General features: G+C 48.3%; 19 protein-coding genes. 8 read left to right on the plus strand and 11 right to left on the minus strand.

What is annotated here, in order from left to right:
- The first annotated feature begins 2 nt into the window (after positions 1–2).
- The 3 genes from IS446_RS09465 to IS446_RS09475 are packed head-to-tail and all read left to right on the plus strand — an operon-like array spanning position 3 to position 1863.
- The gene (locus IS446_RS09465; RefSeq protein WP_203060137.1) at positions 3–680 is read left to right on the plus strand and encodes an ABC transporter ATP-binding protein; all 678 of its coding nucleotides are present in this window, start codon (positions 3–5) and stop codon (positions 678–680) included.
- Between the two features lie 60 nt (positions 681–740).
- Positions 741–1124, plus strand: a complete 384-nt coding sequence (locus tag IS446_RS09470) for a hypothetical protein (RefSeq protein ID WP_203060139.1) — start codon at positions 741–743, stop codon at positions 1122–1124.
- A gap of 13 nt (positions 1125–1137) precedes the next feature.
- Positions 1138–1863 carry an LOG family protein gene (locus tag IS446_RS09475; protein ID WP_203060141.1) on the plus strand — a complete coding sequence of 242 codons (726 nt, stop codon included), beginning with the start codon at positions 1138–1140 and terminating at the stop codon, positions 1861–1863.
- Positions 1864–1872: 9 nt separating this feature from the next.
- Here the strand turns inward: IS446_RS09475 and IS446_RS09480 are convergent, their stop codons facing one another.
- From IS446_RS09480 to IS446_RS09530, 11 genes are all read right to left on the minus strand, one after another.
- Positions 1873–2169, minus strand: a complete 297-nt coding sequence (locus IS446_RS09480) for a chaperone modulator CbpM (RefSeq protein ID WP_203060142.1) — start codon at positions 2167–2169, stop codon at positions 1873–1875.
- Positions 2170–2179: 10 nt separating this feature from the next.
- Positions 2180–3100 (minus strand): DnaJ C-terminal domain-containing protein, encoded by a 921-nt coding sequence (locus IS446_RS09485; protein ID WP_203060144.1) that lies wholly within the window; start codon positions 3098–3100, stop codon positions 2180–2182.
- Between the two features lie 81 nt (positions 3101–3181).
- Positions 3182–3625 (minus strand): hypothetical protein, encoded by a 444-nt coding sequence (locus tag IS446_RS09490; RefSeq protein ID WP_203060146.1) that lies wholly within the window; start codon positions 3623–3625, stop codon positions 3182–3184.
- A gap of 83 nt (positions 3626–3708) precedes the next feature.
- The gene (locus IS446_RS09495) at positions 3709–4323 is read right to left on the minus strand and encodes a nucleotidyltransferase family protein (protein ID WP_203060148.1); all 615 of its coding nucleotides are present in this window, start codon (positions 4321–4323) and stop codon (positions 3709–3711) included.
- Between the two features lie 14 nt (positions 4324–4337).
- The gene (locus IS446_RS09500) at positions 4338–5363 is read right to left on the minus strand and encodes an XdhC family protein (RefSeq protein WP_203060150.1); all 1026 of its coding nucleotides are present in this window, start codon (positions 5361–5363) and stop codon (positions 4338–4340) included.
- A gap of 70 nt (positions 5364–5433) precedes the next feature.
- Complete coding sequence (locus IS446_RS09505; RefSeq protein WP_203060152.1) at positions 5434–6504, minus strand: HesA/MoeB/ThiF family protein; 1071 nt, start codon at positions 6502–6504, stop codon at positions 5434–5436.
- On the minus strand, positions 6501–7097 hold the full coding sequence (mobA, locus tag IS446_RS09510; RefSeq protein ID WP_203060154.1) for a molybdenum cofactor guanylyltransferase: 597 nt from the start codon (positions 7095–7097) through the stop codon (positions 6501–6503). Before mobA ends, IS446_RS09505 begins: the two co-directional genes overlap by 4 nt.
- Before the next feature lie 48 nt (positions 7098–7145).
- Entirely contained in the window at positions 7146–7388 is a 243-nt protein-coding gene (gene moaD, locus IS446_RS09515; RefSeq protein ID WP_203060156.1) for a molybdopterin converting factor subunit 1, read from the minus strand.
- Between the two features lie 188 nt (positions 7389–7576).
- Positions 7577–9010 carry an amidohydrolase family protein gene (locus tag IS446_RS09520; protein WP_203060158.1) on the minus strand — a complete coding sequence of 478 codons (1434 nt, stop codon included), beginning with the start codon at positions 9008–9010 and terminating at the stop codon, positions 7577–7579.
- A 176-nt stretch (positions 9011–9186) separates the two neighbouring features.
- Positions 9187–10641 carry a glycoside hydrolase family 32 protein gene (locus tag IS446_RS09525; RefSeq protein WP_203060160.1) on the minus strand — a complete coding sequence of 485 codons (1455 nt, stop codon included), beginning with the start codon at positions 10639–10641 and terminating at the stop codon, positions 9187–9189.
- A gap of 93 nt (positions 10642–10734) precedes the next feature.
- Positions 10735–11529, minus strand: a complete 795-nt coding sequence (locus tag IS446_RS09530; RefSeq protein ID WP_203060162.1) for an HAD-IIA family hydrolase — start codon at positions 11527–11529, stop codon at positions 10735–10737.
- Positions 11530–11663: 134 nt separating this feature from the next.
- Here IS446_RS09530 and IS446_RS09535 point away from each other — a divergent pair, with 134 nt between their 5' ends.
- From IS446_RS09535 to arsM, 5 genes are read left to right on the plus strand one after another with little or no spacing between them, the layout of a single operon-like run.
- Positions 11664–11999 carry an arsenosugar biosynthesis-associated peroxidase-like protein gene (locus tag IS446_RS09535; protein WP_203060164.1) on the plus strand — a complete coding sequence of 112 codons (336 nt, stop codon included), beginning with the start codon at positions 11664–11666 and terminating at the stop codon, positions 11997–11999.
- Positions 12000–12016: 17 nt separating this feature from the next.
- The gene (gene arsS / locus IS446_RS09540) at positions 12017–13072 is read left to right on the plus strand and encodes an arsenosugar biosynthesis radical SAM (seleno)protein ArsS (RefSeq protein ID WP_203060166.1); all 1056 of its coding nucleotides are present in this window, start codon (positions 12017–12019) and stop codon (positions 13070–13072) included.
- Between the two features lie 10 nt (positions 13073–13082).
- Entirely contained in the window at positions 13083–13706 is a 624-nt protein-coding gene (locus IS446_RS09545) for a TIGR04282 family arsenosugar biosynthesis glycosyltransferase (protein WP_203060168.1), read from the plus strand.
- Positions 13690–14502, plus strand: a complete 813-nt coding sequence (locus IS446_RS09550) for a purine-nucleoside phosphorylase (RefSeq protein WP_203060170.1) — start codon at positions 13690–13692, stop codon at positions 14500–14502. The genes IS446_RS09545 and IS446_RS09550 overlap by 17 nt, the downstream gene beginning before the upstream one ends.
- Positions 14502–15470, plus strand: a complete 969-nt coding sequence (gene arsM, locus IS446_RS09555; protein WP_203060171.1) for an arsenosugar biosynthesis arsenite methyltransferase ArsM — start codon at positions 14502–14504, stop codon at positions 15468–15470. The genes IS446_RS09550 and arsM overlap by 1 nt, the downstream gene beginning before the upstream one ends.
- Positions 15471–15506: the final 36 nt, after the last annotated feature.

The following is a 15506-nucleotide window of genomic DNA, read 5'->3' on the forward strand; positions in this document are numbered from 1 at the left end:
CCATGGAACACGTTCTGAAGACACATAAGGTAAACAAACACTTCCGGAAACCGGTAGACTTCCACGTGCTTAAAGATATCGATATCTCAGTGCAAAAAGGGGAATTCGTTAGTATCATGGGGAAATCGGGATGTGGTAAAAGTACCTTGCTGTATATTCTCTCGACCATGGACACCGACTACGAGGGAGACCTCTACCTGAACGGAGAAAATATTTCGGGATTACCGGCAGAACGACTGGCCTTTATACGCAATAAACATATTGGCTTTGTATTTCAGTTTCACTACCTCCTCGGAGAATTCACAGTGCTTGAAAACGTCATGCTACCTGCACAAAAGCTGGGAGAACGCACCCATGATGAGATCGTAGCCAGAGCCATGGAGATCCTCGAAATGCTTCATATCGCCCATCTGGCCCCAAAACTTGCGCGGCGTATCTCGGGGGGAGAAAAACAGCGGGTGGCCATTGCCAGGGCACTTATCAACGATCCCGACATCCTTATGGGAGATGAACCTACGGGAAACCTCGACAGCCATAATTCGGCCAATGTACTACAGATCTTTAAAAGACTTAAAAAGGAAAAAGGACTCTCCCTGCTTATTGTTACCCACGATGAAGATTTTGCCCGTCAGACAGATCGCACTATCCATATGGAAGACGGTAAAATTGCGCAACAATGACAAACATCATTACATAATTAGCTGACCTTCTTTACCTTAACTGAATAAAACCACAAAACGATGGATACTTTAGTGACCAATGCCAACCTGCATTTCGAGCATAAGAGTTGGCTCAACGAAATAGCATTCTGGATGGACGAGATCAGGTCCTTCCAAAACAGGATGGAAGAGATCGAAGAGCGGTGGACCGACAATATGGTGTTGGCCGAGTTAGGGCAGTTTCAAAACCAGATGATCATTCACAAGAATCGCATCGAAAAGCTCAGGGAAGAGATCGAAGCCCATGAACATTCGATCGCAGAGACCATTGATAAGGTAAATGAAGCTGTAGACCGGATAGGCTTTCGCTACCATCTGGATATGCGGGAAAAAATAGAAACGGAACGGGTCATGTTTCACGACCTGAAGAAGCGTTTCTTTTCGTTTTTATCCAAGTACATGTAACCCGGATAAAACGATGCCACGCACCACCCTTGTAAGGGACGAACAGCGATTTCTGGAGGGGCCGAAAGACCGCCTCAGGGAACTTATATTCTCTTTTAAGGCGCAATATTATTTTATCAAGGCTTTCCGTAAAATGCATTTTTTAGGGCCCTGTGTAACCGTGTTCGGCTCTGCTCGTTTTGACGAGACACATACCGTGTATGAAGATGCCAAAAGCATCGGTGCTGCCCTGGCCGGAATGGGCTTTGCGGTAATGACCGGAGGTGGCCCGGGACTTATGGAAGCCGCCAACCGGGGAGCCTATGAAGCCGGAGGGTATTCTGTGGGCTGTAACATCGTGCTCCCTGAAGAACAGGCGCCCAACCGCTACCTCCATAAATGGATCGATATCCCCTATTTTTTTATCCGTAAGGTAATGCTCATGAAGTATTCCTATGCCTTTGTGGTATTGCCGGGAGGCCTGGGCACACTCGACGAACTGTTCGAGGCCCTAACCCTTATCCAGAACAAGGTGATCGAACACTTTCCGGTGATCCTTTTCGGCAGCGACTACCACAGGGAGTTGTACGAACATATCCAGCATATGGCACGTGAGGAAAGTATTGCTGAAGAAGACCTCGACCTGCTTTTTCTCACCGATTCTGTGGAGGAAATGAAGGCTCACCTCAACCGGTTCGCCATTAAGAAGTTCGGCCTGGTGAAGAGAGCCTATAAAAAACATTGGTGGCTGGCAGAGTAGCCCCTGAACCTACCAGTCTTCGTATCTGCTCAGGCGGTTTCTAAGCTGCCTGATCTCTTCCTGCATGCCTTCCATACGCTCCAGCATATGATGGATGGTATGCAGTCCTTCATGATTGATCCCGAGGTCCTGATGCAGTCGCATCATACGTTCTACAAGGGGTAACTCATCTTCTGCAATGTACTGCTCTGCGTCTTCTTCGTAAACCGTAATAAGATCCATCTCTGATATCGACAGTAAAAAACCACGATCAACCTCGTAGCGTTCACAAATACGTTGTATACTTATTTTACTTTTCACATTCATGATCCCGGATTTAAAGTGATGTTTTCTGCAGGTCTTTAAATAACCTTTCCTGCTCTGGGGTCAACTTTTGGGGTAAATTCACCTTGTAGGTAAGGTAGAGATCTCCGAACTGCCCCGAACGCTTGTACACCGGAAAACCTTTTCCCTTTAGTTTCACCTTCTCCCCGTTCTGGGTGCCCGGCTTCACCGTAAGCTTTACCTTCCCGTCAAAGGTCTCTGTAGTGATCTCCCCTCCCAGTACTGCAGTAGTGAGCGGGATCTCCACCTCCTTGTACAGGTTGGCTCCCTCTCTTTTAAATGGGGTGGTATTTACAATGCGGAACGTAAGGTAGAGGTCTCCCGTCGGCCCGCCTTGTACTCCCGGTCCGCCATGACCTTTGATCTTTATGGTTTGCTGATCTTCTATCCCGGCCGGAACGGTGATCCTGATATTCTTGTCATTAACGGTCAGGGTACGCTTATGTGTGGTGAAGGCATCTCTGAGGTGAATTTCTAGATCGGCATTGTAATCCTGTCCGCGATACCGCGCCTGTTGTCTGCCTCCAAATCCGCCACGGCTATAACCTCCACCACCGAACATGGCTTCAAAGAAATCTGAAAAATCTCCTGCGTCCTCGCTGCTTCCCGAATAGGTAAAGGGACCACCACCGGAAGTATAGGAACGTTGCTGTTGTTGCTGTGCCCTGGCCTTTTCAAAGGCTTCGGCATGCTCCCAATCCTTGCCGTATTGATCGTACTTTTTACGCTTTTCAGGGTCGCTCAAGACCGCATTGGCCTCATTGAGCTGTTTGAACTTTTTCTCGGCTTCCTTATCGTTCGGATTCACATCCGGATGGTACTTTCGCGCCAATTTGCGATACGCCTTTTTAATGTCGGATGCCGAAGCCGACTTGTCCAATCCCAATACTTTGTAATAATCTATAAACTCCATAGTTCATCCCTTTCAAGACTACAATTCATCCATTTGATAACTGTTGAAAAGTGAAATACATCACCACCAAAGGACTCCTCTTCAAGGCCCCAGCAAATGGTCCCTGCGAATTTCCTTAATAATAGAACCCACCAGGTCGAAGGTATGCGTCTTTAACTCCCGAAAACGCAGGTAATGTTGCTGCATTTGCTCTTCGAGGGTTCGGTGTTCTTCCTTAACCCGATCTTCTTTATCAAATTCATTCTTCCCGTCGAGCAGTACAATGAGATGATTGTTGTGTTTGGTAACCTCTTCGAGCAGTTCGTGGTTTTTTTCGCGGTTACCCACCAATTCCTTTACCAATTGTTTTCCCTGTCCGTAGTGATCTTCTTCTGAGAGCCGGAGGAAGTATTTGGCCAACAGATCCTCAAAAAAATGGTGCTCACTGGTTATGAACTCCAATTCAGAGATCCACTGGTTTGCATCTTCATGCATTTCAGCTCCGCTCTTCCATTCCCTCATGATATAATTCTTGTTGGCTGCCATGATCAGACGATTTTAAGGTTTAGCACCCCTTAAAATACGAACAAGACCACTATAAAACCATGATAGTCATCAATTTAACGCTCTCAAAGGGGAGGTTGGGTACCGAAGGTATCCCAATAGCACTGACGGTAAGTTTCGGGATCGTCGATATCGATCAGGGAACGCTCCGGCACATAGCGTTCGAGCTGCCCTGGAAAGTTGCGAAATAGTTCACTGGCGCCACGATCACCCTGAAGTTGCTGCAATGCGCTAAGGTGTTCGCCCGAAATAATGGCCGGCACTCCGGTTTTGGTTCCGTAATCACAGGCGAGGAGCGATCTTTGAGATTCCCGGTGAATACTGAGCATATCTTCGAGCTGGACGGTATCGACCATGGGTTGGTCGGCAAGGGTTACCATGACCCCCTGAAGTTCGGGCAGGTCATTGATCATATTATTTATGGCATAGGCAATTCCAGCCCCCATCCCTTCTTCCCAGCCTGCAAAGACCATGGGAATAAAGCCGGTGATATCCACTTCTTCCAGGATCTGCTCGGCCCGGGAGCCTAAAAGGAGGTACTTTCTTCTTACCCGTACCTGTCTTACCTGCTCAAGGGCATGCCCCAGGAGGGTATTATCGCCCCATGGTAAAAGTTGCTTGGCCCTTCCCATACGGTTTGAAGCTCCTGCTGCCAGGGTAAGCAGTGCATAGTTCGTCATATGCTTTACCGGTCTTACCATTTTACATTCTCGTGAATTCGTCCCTTTTTATCCTTCAACGGCATAACGGTTTGTTGCCTCACCACCGATAAGATCTCGGCTACCACCGAAATGGCGATCTCCTCCGGGGTTTCGGCTCCCAGGTGTAATCCTGCCGGACCGTGAATCTTTTCCAGAAAGGCCGGATCCAGGTCATCGCATTGGTCCATAAGATCTCCGAATAAGCGCTCTCTTCTTCGCACCGGACCAAGGATCCCCAGGTAGGTGAGCTCGGACGAGTGAAGTCTTAAAAGGTATTTGAAGTCGGTCACATAGGAATGCGTCATAAGCAGTACCGCGGTATGTTTATCGATAAGGGTCATATCAAAATGCTCCGGAGTGGTATTGATCACCTTGAAGGCTACCGGAAAATTATCGGCTGAGCGGGCATCATCTGCCGGGGCTACGATCACCGGCTGCCACCCTGCAAAACGGGCTGCCCTGCTCATTTTCTCGGCATCGTGCTCGGCCCCGACAATAAGAAGTCGCAGTGAAGGTGCCAGTTCCTGTGAAAAGCTTTCGGCAGGGGTTCCTGCTGCCACCCGCTCCCGTAGCGCCATGATCTTACCATCATTAAATTCCACCCTTGTTGCCGCGGTCTCCAGCGCTGTTACTTTTTTTTCATATCCCGAGCGTAAAACCAGGTGCTCACGTCTTTCAACAGCCAGGTCGAAACGTTCGATAAAAGCCTGTGAAAGTTGCAAGGGTTCGATGAGAATGTACAGGATACCTTCACACCCCAGGCGAAAACGGCCATCGTAGGTCATGATCTTCGGAATACCCGTTTCGAAAACACTTTGTGCCTGGCGAAAGACCTCCCGCTCTACACAACCACCGCTAACCGCTCCTTCCATAACCCCGTCTTCCCGAAGTAACATACGAACGCCGGGACGTCGGTAAGAAGACCCTTCGAGGGCTACCACGCTGGCCATAACGACTTTTTGATGGTTCTCTACAGCTGTCAGGCAGCCTTTGATAATGTTTTCGAATTCGTAGATCATAATAGCTTCAAGTTACATGAAATATCAGGAACCGCCTGCCTCGTGCAATACACCCTGCCCTCATTGAGATTTATTTGAAATCGGTTTCGTCTGTGCCTACTTTACTTTGGTAGTTATCGAGTCCGCCCTCCAGTTCATACACTTCTGAGGAGTGACCTTCCAGTATCACAGCAGCACTTCGGGTGCGCACGGCTTGTTTACACACCAGACATACCGGCTTATTTCCCGCCACTTCATCAAGACGGTCTTTGAGTTCTTCCAAAGGGATATTTAAAGAACCCTTGATATGCCAGGCGGTAAATTCAGTCTCCGTTCGCACATCGAGCACAACATAATCTTCGGCAGCTTCGGCCAGCACTTCAGGGCTTATGGTTTGTGAGTTTCGGCATCCGGGAGTTTCATACCGGGTCTTCAGGGCATCGATGGTTTTGTTTTCTTCCTTAGCACTAACGCGCATTTTAAACACCTGCATGCTCAGGGTATCTATAAGCAAAAGGGTACCGCTAAGCACACCTCCTATTCCGGTGATGACCTTGACGGCCTCCAGGGCCTGTAAGTTCCCAATGATCCCGGGAACCACTCCCAGTACGCCATGGGTGTTGCAATCGGCAACCACCCCATCAGACATTTCCGGATAGAGACACCGGTAAGTTGGCCCATCCTCGAAATTAAACACGCTCACCTGCCCTTCAAATCCGAAGAGTCCGCCGTAAACAAAAGGTTTCCCCAGGATCACACAGGCATCATTCACCAGGTACCTGGTTGCAAAATTGTCACTGGCATCAACCACAACATCGTATTGAGAAATAAGTTCAAGTGCATTCTCAGACGTCAGATACCGGGTATATACCTCCTTTTGGTTTTCGCTGTTCTGTTGTTTGAGAAAGTTGGCTACCACCATGGCTTTTTCTTTTCCCACATCGGCCTCGGTATACAAGGGTTGCCGATGCAGGTTGGTCACCGAAACCGTATCGGCATCGACGATCCCGATGCGACCTACGCCCATAGCATTGAGGTACTGTAAGACCGGAACTCCGAGTCCGCCGGCACCCACCACGAGTACCGAGGCGGCTTCCAGTTTTTGCTGGGCTTCATCGCCAAATCCGGAGAGGGTTCTATGTCTTAGATAGCGGTCGTTCATGATCTGGCATGCTTTGAAAGAATGGCCCTGTACTCGTCCGGGGCATTAACATTGATCAATATGCGGTCGTTTTCAGGTTCGAGCATGGCCGTATGGGCATCGAGAAGAAACTTCTGAGGCCCACGAACCCTGCCTTCTTCCAGCCATTTTATGGCTCTCTCCAATCCGGAAGGCTCCCAGATAGCACACAAAGGCTCGGGAACATTACGGTGCTTTAACGTATATGAAGTAGCGTCCTTCTCCGGGCATCTGGCCGTAATCAGCTCACTCAGGGCTTGCTTATTAAGCAGGGGCATATCGCAGGCAACCACCAGCCAGGCCACTTCCGGGTGTTCAAGGTGAGCCGAAAGGATCCCGTTAAAGGGACCATCGTACCGATCGCGATCGGTGATGCATTTGAACGCAGACAGCTCATCGGTGTCCTGATCCTTACGAACACTCATATAGACCGATTCACAGAGTTCTTCCAGCAGCTTATACATATATGTTCTTTGAGGCATACCGTGATAATCGATCGATCCCTTATCGTGCCCCATACGCGCACTCTTACCACCTGCGAGTACCAATCCGTATAACTTTGCTGTAGAAGTCATTATTTCCTGTATCTTTCCTTCTGTTATTGATTAGTGATCAACTGCCGATCACCCTCCGCTTACCGGGGGGATCAGCGCCACCTCATCTGTAGGGCGTATCACTGTATGATCTTCGGCAAAATCATTATTTACCGCTACTTTTAATGATGCTATCGCCTTTAATTCGGGGTAACGTACTAACAGTAATTCCCGGAGTTCTTCGACATTTTTGGGATACTCCGCCTCCGAAAGTTTTAGTGTAGCGCTTCCTATGATCTCTCTGGTAACACCAAATAATAATATCTCGCTCATAACTTCTTTTACCTCTTAATTCTTACTCAGATCATCCTGAAGATCTTCCGTCCTTAAATCCTCTTCAGAAACCTTCAGGAACACTGACTGAATTTAATTAAAATTTGCCCCTTACCATCGAATTTCTCCATTTTTTAACACTCCTTCCTACATAAAAAACAACCCTCTTCACAAGTTCAGGAAAGTGCTTATTTCTCCCAGAGATAGCCTGCATACCTCAGTAAAGAAGGGAAGAGATTTTTACGGTTCATCGCCTTTGCCTCAAATTCTGAGAGGAGATCTCTATTGAGCTTACGCCCACCTACCATGACCCACCGGGCATGTTGCAGGGTTTCGGGATGGATCAACGGATTCTCATCTAACAACAGCAGATCGGCTCGTTTTCCCTGCTGTACCGTCCCGGTTTCCCTTAGAAAATCATGAACCTGAGACGGATTCGCCGTGGCTGTGCGTAACACCTCATAAGGCGAAAGTCCGGCCTCGCGGTAAAAAGCCAATTCGTCGTGAATGGCCTCCCCCGGGGCGGTTATCCCAATACCGGCATCAGAACCGCATACAATATTCACCCCTGCATCATGAAGGGCCTTTACCGCCATAAGATGAAATTCATGCTGAACCTTGATCTTTTCGGTGATTCCCGGGTCCGCTCGTTTTGTATTCGCCCATCGGTCGTACTGCGCCTTGCTATCGACTTTACGGATCATGGGATTCATAAGGCCCACAGCTGACGAATCTAATATGCCTTCCTGTGTAAGCATGTTGTAAATATTGTAATAGACAATGAGCGTCGGACAAAATGAGGTGCCTTCGGCTTCAGCAAACCCGGCAACCAGTTCCTTGAGCTTTACGGTATCTAAGGTGTAGTTAAGTCCCTGCTGGACGATATCCTCGGCGTGTTCGATGGTCTTAATTTGCGGATTAAAGTGGTATGCATAATCCACCTTGTTCGACGTATGGGCAGCAATATCAAGATCGTACACCTGCGATTCCTCCAGGATGGCATCAAAATAGGCCTCGGGTAATCCGTAGTAGGTTTTTATCAAGTCATATCCTTGCTCATAAGTCTTCTTTACGATCTCCCTGGCCTCTTCCGGACTGTGTAAATTGGTATTGTCATCACCTATGAACTCCGGCCCGGTAAGCTTGGGGCCGCTGGTAAAGAACTGCGGACTCAACAACTTGCCTTCTCCGATCTGCTTTTTTAGCTTCAAATGAAAAGGACGCCCCCAGAGGTTTCGCACGGTAGTGACCCCATTTGCAAGATATAACCCCAATTCGTATTGATCCCAAACATGAACATGCATGTCGGTAAGTCCGGGCATCAAATAGGCGTTCTCCCCGTCAATTACAGGGTAATTTGCCGTGGTAATGTCGGGTGCCACCTGAGCAATCCTACCGTTTTTGATCAGGACCGAATGATCGGTCAATACGGTATCACGGTCCATAGGGATCACGTTTACATGGGTAATAAGCCAGGAAGTCTCTTCCACTTCAGGATGCCCTTCGGGTTCCAGATAGCTCGTGCGCCGATCATCTAACACCAAGATAACGCCTGCAAAGACCATCAGGATCAATAGGAGGGTTAAAACAGACTTGAGGAGGATGTTCAAAAATTTTCTCATACCGTAATTCGAAATTATACTGGCGAGCTTTAGAGGGCTCTTTGCATTTACAAGGATACCTTAAAGGCTTTCGTTTCCTTTCCAAAATAAGGGAATAATTATCAGATAAATAGGAAGGGCTTGGTATTATTTACTACGAACAGGAATGATTCAGGCATGGCGTGTTATGCTCGACCCTACCAGACCCTGCCTATACCGTAAAAAGAAGGCTGCAGACCTTCTCCGTTCCCGTAAACCGATAGTTTCGTAAAGGGTTGTTCGGGAAACACCAGGGAGGTCATGGTGTACTGCCCTTCATTAAGAAAGAGCTCGACAGAACAGGCATCCAGGATCATTCGTACTTCGAAAGGTTCTTCCGGAAGGTGAGGTATCTCTGCTATTTGCACAGCCTGTGTAAAGGAAGGATCAAAATGGGTCACCCCACTATTGCTGCGGTCCAGGGTAAGCGTCTTCGTTTTAGCATATAGCGCGATCACCAGACTATTCCCGGCGGCATTTGAAAACACCCATTTCTGGTCTGTAAGGGTCGTTTTAAAAACGATCTCCGCAGCATTGAAGTTCGAGGTTTGGAACCGGGATTCTCCGGGAAGGTCTTCCCTCCTTACCCGAATGGTATTTCTCAATTTGCTAAAAGCGTTTACGGGATAACTTTTGAGCTCATAACTGGTATTACTTCGGCATAAACTCAATGTCCTGGGGAGGGTCATGGCACCCCGCCAGCCTTGGGTTGGGGTTTTGGGCGCATAATCCCAATTACCCATCCAGGCAATGAACACGCGTTCACCGTCCGGGGTGTGATTATAGGTGACTCCGGCATAATTATCGGTACCCCAATCTACCCATTTCACTTCCACCTGATCGGAGGTAAAGGCAATCCCATCAAAATCTCCCACAAAATATTGGGTAGCCGAACCTCCATTTGGCCCTCCGGGATTAATAGAGATGAGCAACACCCATTTCTCCTCGCCTTCCGGGGTGGTCAACCTGAACATATCCGGACATTCCCAGACACCACCGTGAGCGCCCTGATCCCTCCCGAATTCACTGAGCCAGGTCCATTCGATCAGGTTTGGAGAGCTGTAAATTCGCAAATGGTCACCGGCCACGAGCAACATGATCCATTGCGACTGCTCTTCATCCCAAAACACTTTGGGGTCTCTGAAATCGGCAAACTCCTTGTTATCGATCACTGGATTCCCGGAATATTTTTCCCAGGTCAGCCCCCCATCAAGACTATAAGCAATACCCTGGGTTTGGTGATCATTGTTTCCAAGCGGTTCCTTTTCCGGATCGTGATAGGTGAAGATCGCTACCAGAGGAGGGTGTTCTGACGTACCCAGCTTACTGGTATTGTTTTTATCGAAAACTGCACTCCCCGAAAAGATGTACCCCAGGGCATCGGGATACAATGCCACCGGCTTATGCCCCCAATGCAACAGATCGGAACTTACGGCGTGACCCCAATGCATGGGACCCCAAACCACATCGTCGGGGTAGTATTGGTAAAACAAATGATATACTCCCTGATGATAGACCAATCCGTTGGGATCATTCATCCATTTTTCGGGCGGACTGAAATGAAATTGCGGTCGGTATTTTTCGCGGTAATACTCCTCAGGAAGCTCGGTCATAAATCCGATGGTTTCTTTTGGTTTATTTGTTTTTTCTTGCAATTCCGGCAGTTACACCTCCTATGATCAGGAACGAATGCCGGTTAAAGGGCGCTAATATTTCATAGGTCTGCCCAGCTCCATTGCCTTATGAATATCGAGATCGGCAACAGAATCAATAATGAGTTCCGGCTTAAAAGCAAAATCGTTCAAATGTTCCTCTTTGGTCACTCCGCTCAGGGTAAGTATCGTGGTATATCCCAACTGTACCCCTCCCAGGATATCGGTACCCATGGTATCGCCTATAATGATGGTCTCTGCAGATTCCAGGCCGAGATACTTTCTGGCCGCCCGCATCATCACCGGACTCGGTTTCCCAACAGAGAAGGCTTGCTTTCCGGTGGCCTCTTCGATCATCGCCACCACTGCTTTGATCCCCAGGTTAGACCATCCTTTTTTCTTAGGCGACGGATCCAGGTTCGTAGCGATAAATTTGGCCCCATTAAGGATCATTTCCACAGCCGAATTAACCATTTCCAGGGTGAAATTCCTCCCTTCTCCTACCACGACAAAATCGGGATTCTGATTTACCAGGGTATAGCCATGCTGATGCAAACTGGTAATGAGTCCGCCTTCTCCCAGGACATATGCAGTACCATTAGGATTCATAAAAGACAAGAAATAGGCTGTAGCCATAGCACTGGTATACACATTTTTCTCTTCGACAGCTATCCCCATTTTTGCCAGTTTATTCACCGCGTCCAAAGGGGTGCGCTGGCTGTTGTTGGTCATAAAAAGAAAAGGGATATTCTCATCCTGCAAGGTTTTGATAAACGTGTCTGCACCGGGGATCATATCATCTCCAGAATAGATCACCCCATCCATATCTATTAAAAATCCGCGTTTCATAGTAATTCGTTTTGTTTCTTCTACTTTTGCTGTGAAAACTTCTAATTTACGATAATAAATCAGTTCATTTCGTAAAGAAAGTGCATTAAAAACGTTCTAAGCCAAAGACCACTTTATAAAATCAACAAGAAAACATGAGTAAATCATATTACGATCCTGCAGACCTGAGAAAGTTTGGATCAATCACCGAATGGAGTGAAGAGCTGGGAGAGAAATTCTTCGAGTATTACAACAAAGTATTTGAAGAAGGCGCATTAAGCCCAAGGGAGAAGTCGCTTATTGCCCTTGCCGTGGCACATGTGCGTCAATGTCCTTACTGCATCGACGCCTATACCAAAGACGGGTTACAGCGTGGTATCACTAAAGAAGAGATGATGGAAGCCGTTCATGTGGGTGCCGCCATTGAAAGTGGGGCGACCCTGGTACACGGGGTACAGATGATGAACAAGTACAAGAAACTTTCCATGTAGTCCCTAAACCACGAACCATGAGCGCACAATCGCTAAGAAAAAGAAAAAGCGCACTGGCCGATCCGGTGCGACAACTCGAATACCTCGCCGGCGGGATGTTTGCCGATGGCGAACTGCCCACCTTTAAAGAAAAGCTCAAGAAGCATGGCATGGACCACTTGAGACCGGGAACTCTGGAGATCCTGCAGATCAACCTGGGGTATATGTGCAACCAGGTATGTGAACACTGTCATGTAGATGCAGGTCCCGACCGCAAGGAGATCATGACCCGCGAGACCATGGAGCAATGCCTGGAAGTACTGCGAACCACGGGAGCGCACACCCTGGACCTCACCGGGGGAGCACCGGAGATGAACCCCGATTTTAGGTGGTTCGTAGAGCAGGCATATGCGATAGGGGTTAAGGACCTCATCGTTCGCAGTAACCTCACCATTCTCAATGCCAATAAAAAGTATTACGACCTTCCGGAATTCTTCAAGGCGCATAACGTGCATGTGGTATCTTCCATGCCACACTGGACCCGTGGAAAAACCGATCGCCAGCGCGGAAGCGGCGTTTTTGACCGCAGTATCCAGGCGTTAAAGGTCCTTAATTCGGTAGGCTATGGTGTGCCCGACAGTGACCTTCAGCTGGACCTCGTATACAATCCTGCGGGAGCCTTCCTCCCTGCTGGTCAGCAGGACCTCGAAAAAGAATTCAAAAAAGCCCTGCTGGAAGACTTCGGCATACACTTCAACCAGTTGTTCACCATAACCAACCTTCCGATATCCCGCTTCCTGGAGTACTTGATCGCTTCGGAAAACTACGAAGACTATATGTACAGTCTTGTCGAAGCCTTTAATCCGGCTGCGGCCACAAATGTGATGTGTACCAACACCATTTCGGTAGGCTGGGATGGTTACCTATACGACTGTGACTTCAACCAAATGCTCGACCTAAAAGTAGATCACTCCCTGAAACACATTAGCGAGTATCGTGAAGACCTGCTGGCAGACCGCAATATCATTATTTCACAACACTGCTATGGCTGTACGGCCGGAGCAGGAAGCAGTTGCCAGGGAACGTTAGCCTGATCCGGATCGCATGGAAAGAGAATTACTGGTATTTGTTAAAAATCCTATTGCGGGTAAGGTTAAAACAAGACTCGCTGCAACCATTGGCAAGGAGAAGGCCCTGCAGGTGTATAACCACCTCCTGGAGCATACCGCCAAGGTCTGCGGTGAGGTCAACGCCAGGGTAAGCATATACTTTTCAGATGAAGTACCGGATCGCGTTTCCTGGCATCGCGATCACTTTAACTACTACCCCCAAAAAGGCCACCATCTGGGGGAACGCATGGAGAATGCTTTCCGGGAAGCTTTCGCACGTGGCAGTCGTGAAGTGGTTATTATAGGCAGCGACCTCTACGACCTCAGCGAGGCCATTATTGAGGAAGCTTTCTCCCTCCTGCAACACCATGATGCAGTGATAGGACCTGCGAAAGATGGAGGGTACTACCTCATCGGACTCCATGAAATTCCGAAGGAGGTATTCGGTCAAAAAAAATGGGGAAGCGATACAATTTTAGCCGCTACTTTAACTGATTTAGCCCCGTATGATGTAGTTTTGTTAAGGGAGCTGAATGACATTGATAATTTTGACGATCTGAAGGCATACCCCGATCTATTACAACTTCTAAACACCACAGATCATGGTACAGCAACTTGAAGAAACCAAAGAATATTTACAGCAAAGAGGATTTGATAAACCGGAGATCGGAATCGTTCTGGGTACCGGACTCGGACAATTAGTAGACCTTATAGAAGACCCTATCGTTGCTCATTACAACCACATACCTCACTTCCCGATATCAACGGTCGAATTTCACAAAGGAAAGCTCATCTACGGTAACCTCTTCGGAAAAAAGGCCGTGGTGATGCAAGGCCGTTTTCACTACTACGAAGGGTACAACCTTTATGAGATCACCTATGGGATCCGAGCCATGCATGCCCTGGGGATAAAGAACCTGTTCGTTTCGAATGCTGCGGGAGCCCTTAACAGTGACTACAGCAAAGGTGAGATCATGCTCTTAGATGACCACATCAACCTGCAAGGCGGTTCGCCCCTGGCCTTTAAAGAAGTTAGCGCTTTCGGAGAACGCTTTGTAGACATGTATCAACCCTACGACCCGAAACTCAATGGCCTTGCTGAAGCGATAGGTAAAGAGGAAGGGTTAAAACTCAGAAAGGGTGTGTATGCTGCGGTAATGGGACCACAGCTGGAAACCCGGGCAGAATACCGTTACCTCAGGATCATTGGGGCCGATGCCGTAGGGATGAGTACCGTTCCTGAAGTGATCGTAGCCAACCAGCTCAAGGTGCCGGTAATGGCTATTTCTGTGCTTACCGATGAATGCGATCCGGACAATCTCCAACCGGTAAGTGTCGATGAGATGATCGGTATTGCAGAGCGAACCGAACCCCAAATGATCACCCTGTTTAAAAAACTTATAGAGCGCATTTAATGAGTTACCTCAATACGACCAAAGACCTCTATCGCGAGGCAGCCCTTACACCCGATGTTGGATTGTGTTGCACTACGAATCCGGTTTGGGAACTTCCGGGACTTAAGATCCCAAAGATCATGCAAGAGATGAATTACGGCTGCGGGAGCACTGTGAATGCCCGCGACCTGGTAAATAATCCGAAGATCTTATACGTAGGCGTTGGCGGAGGCATGGAACTGCTGCAATTCGCCTATTTCTCACGCCAGAAAGGCGGTGTGACCGGGGTAGACGTGGTCGATGAGATGCTGGAGGCTTCGCGAAGGAACTTTAAAGAAGCAGAAGCGCAGAACCCCTGGTTTAGCAGAGATTTCGTAGACCTTAAAAAAGGTGATGCCCTGAACCTGCCCCTTGAAGATGCTTCTGTGGATGTGGCTGCCCAAAATTGCCTGTTCAATATTTTTAAGGAAAAAGAACTGCGCCAGGCCATTGCCGAGATGTACCGTGTGCTTAAACCTCACGGCAGACTGGTCATGAGCGACCCTGTTTGTGAACAGGAAATGAATACTACCCTAAGGGAAGATGAGCGCCTGAGAGCCTTATGCCTCAGTGGAAGTCTGCCCCTTCAGGAATACATAAAAATGCTCACCGATGCCGGGTTCGGAACTATCGAGATCAGGGCTAAACGTCCTTATCGCGTGTTGGCACCGGGCCAATACCCCACAGACGAATTGATCTATATTGAATCTGTTGAGGTTTGCGCGATCAAAGATCCGATGCCCGAAGACGGGCCTTGCGTGTTTACCGGAAAGGCAGCGATCTATTTTGGTGATGATGAATATTTTGACGACGGACAGGGTCACGTATTACTACAAAACCAGCCACTGGCTGTATGCGATAAAACCGCTGCTGCCCTTGAAGCGTTAGGGCGAAAAGATATCTTTATTTCACCTTCCACGTATCACTACGACGGAGGCGGATGCTGTTAAAACTGTAAGAAGATAAGCCTGTTCACGACTATAACA

The sequence above is a fragment of the Robertkochia sediminum genome (assembly GCF_016786255.1).
Taxonomy (GTDB): domain Bacteria; phylum Bacteroidota; class Bacteroidia; order Flavobacteriales; family Flavobacteriaceae; genus Robertkochia; species Robertkochia sediminum.

What these genes read in the sequence shown, in the direction of transcription:
- arsS (WP_203060166.1), top strand. Translation starts at nt 12,017, where the DNA reads ATGAGCGCACAATCGCTAAGAAAAAGAAAAAGCGCACTGGCCGATCCG.
- IS446_RS09530 (WP_203060162.1), bottom strand. Translation starts at nt 11,529, where the DNA reads ATGAAACGCGGATTTTTAATAGATATGGATGGGGTGATCTATTCTGGA.
- IS446_RS09490 (WP_203060146.1), bottom strand. Translation starts at nt 3,625, where the DNA reads ATGGCAGCCAACAAGAATTATATCATGAGGGAATGGAAGAGCGGAGCT.
- IS446_RS09520 (WP_203060158.1), bottom strand. Translation starts at nt 9,010, where the DNA reads ATGAGAAAATTTTTGAACATCCTCCTCAAGTCTGTTTTAACCCTCCTA.
- IS446_RS09465 (WP_203060137.1), top strand. Translation starts at nt 3, where the DNA reads ATGGAACACGTTCTGAAGACACATAAGGTAAACAAACACTTCCGGAAA.
- IS446_RS09550 (WP_203060170.1), top strand. Translation starts at nt 13,690, where the DNA reads ATGGTACAGCAACTTGAAGAAACCAAAGAATATTTACAGCAAAGAGGA.
- IS446_RS09480 (WP_203060142.1), bottom strand. Translation starts at nt 2,169, where the DNA reads ATGAATGTGAAAAGTAAAATAAGTATACAACGTATTTGTGAACGCTAC.
- IS446_RS09485 (WP_203060144.1), bottom strand. Translation starts at nt 3,100, where the DNA reads ATGGAGTTTATAGATTATTACAAAGTATTGGGATTGGACAAGTCGGCT.
- arsM (WP_203060171.1), top strand. Translation starts at nt 14,502, where the DNA reads ATGAGTTACCTCAATACGACCAAAGACCTCTATCGCGAGGCAGCCCTT.
- IS446_RS09535 (WP_203060164.1), top strand. Translation starts at nt 11,664, where the DNA reads ATGAGTAAATCATATTACGATCCTGCAGACCTGAGAAAGTTTGGATCA.
- IS446_RS09545 (WP_203060168.1), top strand. Translation starts at nt 13,083, where the DNA reads ATGGAAAGAGAATTACTGGTATTTGTTAAAAATCCTATTGCGGGTAAG.
- IS446_RS09525 (WP_203060160.1), bottom strand. Translation starts at nt 10,641, where the DNA reads ATGACCGAGCTTCCTGAGGAGTATTACCGCGAAAAATACCGACCGCAA.
- IS446_RS09505 (WP_203060152.1), bottom strand. Translation starts at nt 6,504, where the DNA reads ATGAACGACCGCTATCTAAGACATAGAACCCTCTCCGGATTTGGCGAT.
- IS446_RS09495 (WP_203060148.1), bottom strand. Translation starts at nt 4,323, where the DNA reads ATGACGAACTATGCACTGCTTACCCTGGCAGCAGGAGCTTCAAACCGT.
- IS446_RS09475 (WP_203060141.1), top strand. Translation starts at nt 1,138, where the DNA reads ATGCCACGCACCACCCTTGTAAGGGACGAACAGCGATTTCTGGAGGGG.
- IS446_RS09500 (WP_203060150.1), bottom strand. Translation starts at nt 5,363, where the DNA reads ATGATCTACGAATTCGAAAACATTATCAAAGGCTGCCTGACAGCTGTA.
- mobA (WP_203060154.1), bottom strand. Translation starts at nt 7,097, where the DNA reads ATGACTTCTACAGCAAAGTTATACGGATTGGTACTCGCAGGTGGTAAG.
- IS446_RS09470 (WP_203060139.1), top strand. Translation starts at nt 741, where the DNA reads ATGGATACTTTAGTGACCAATGCCAACCTGCATTTCGAGCATAAGAGT.
- moaD (WP_203060156.1), bottom strand. Translation starts at nt 7,388, where the DNA reads ATGAGCGAGATATTATTATTTGGTGTTACCAGAGAGATCATAGGAAGC.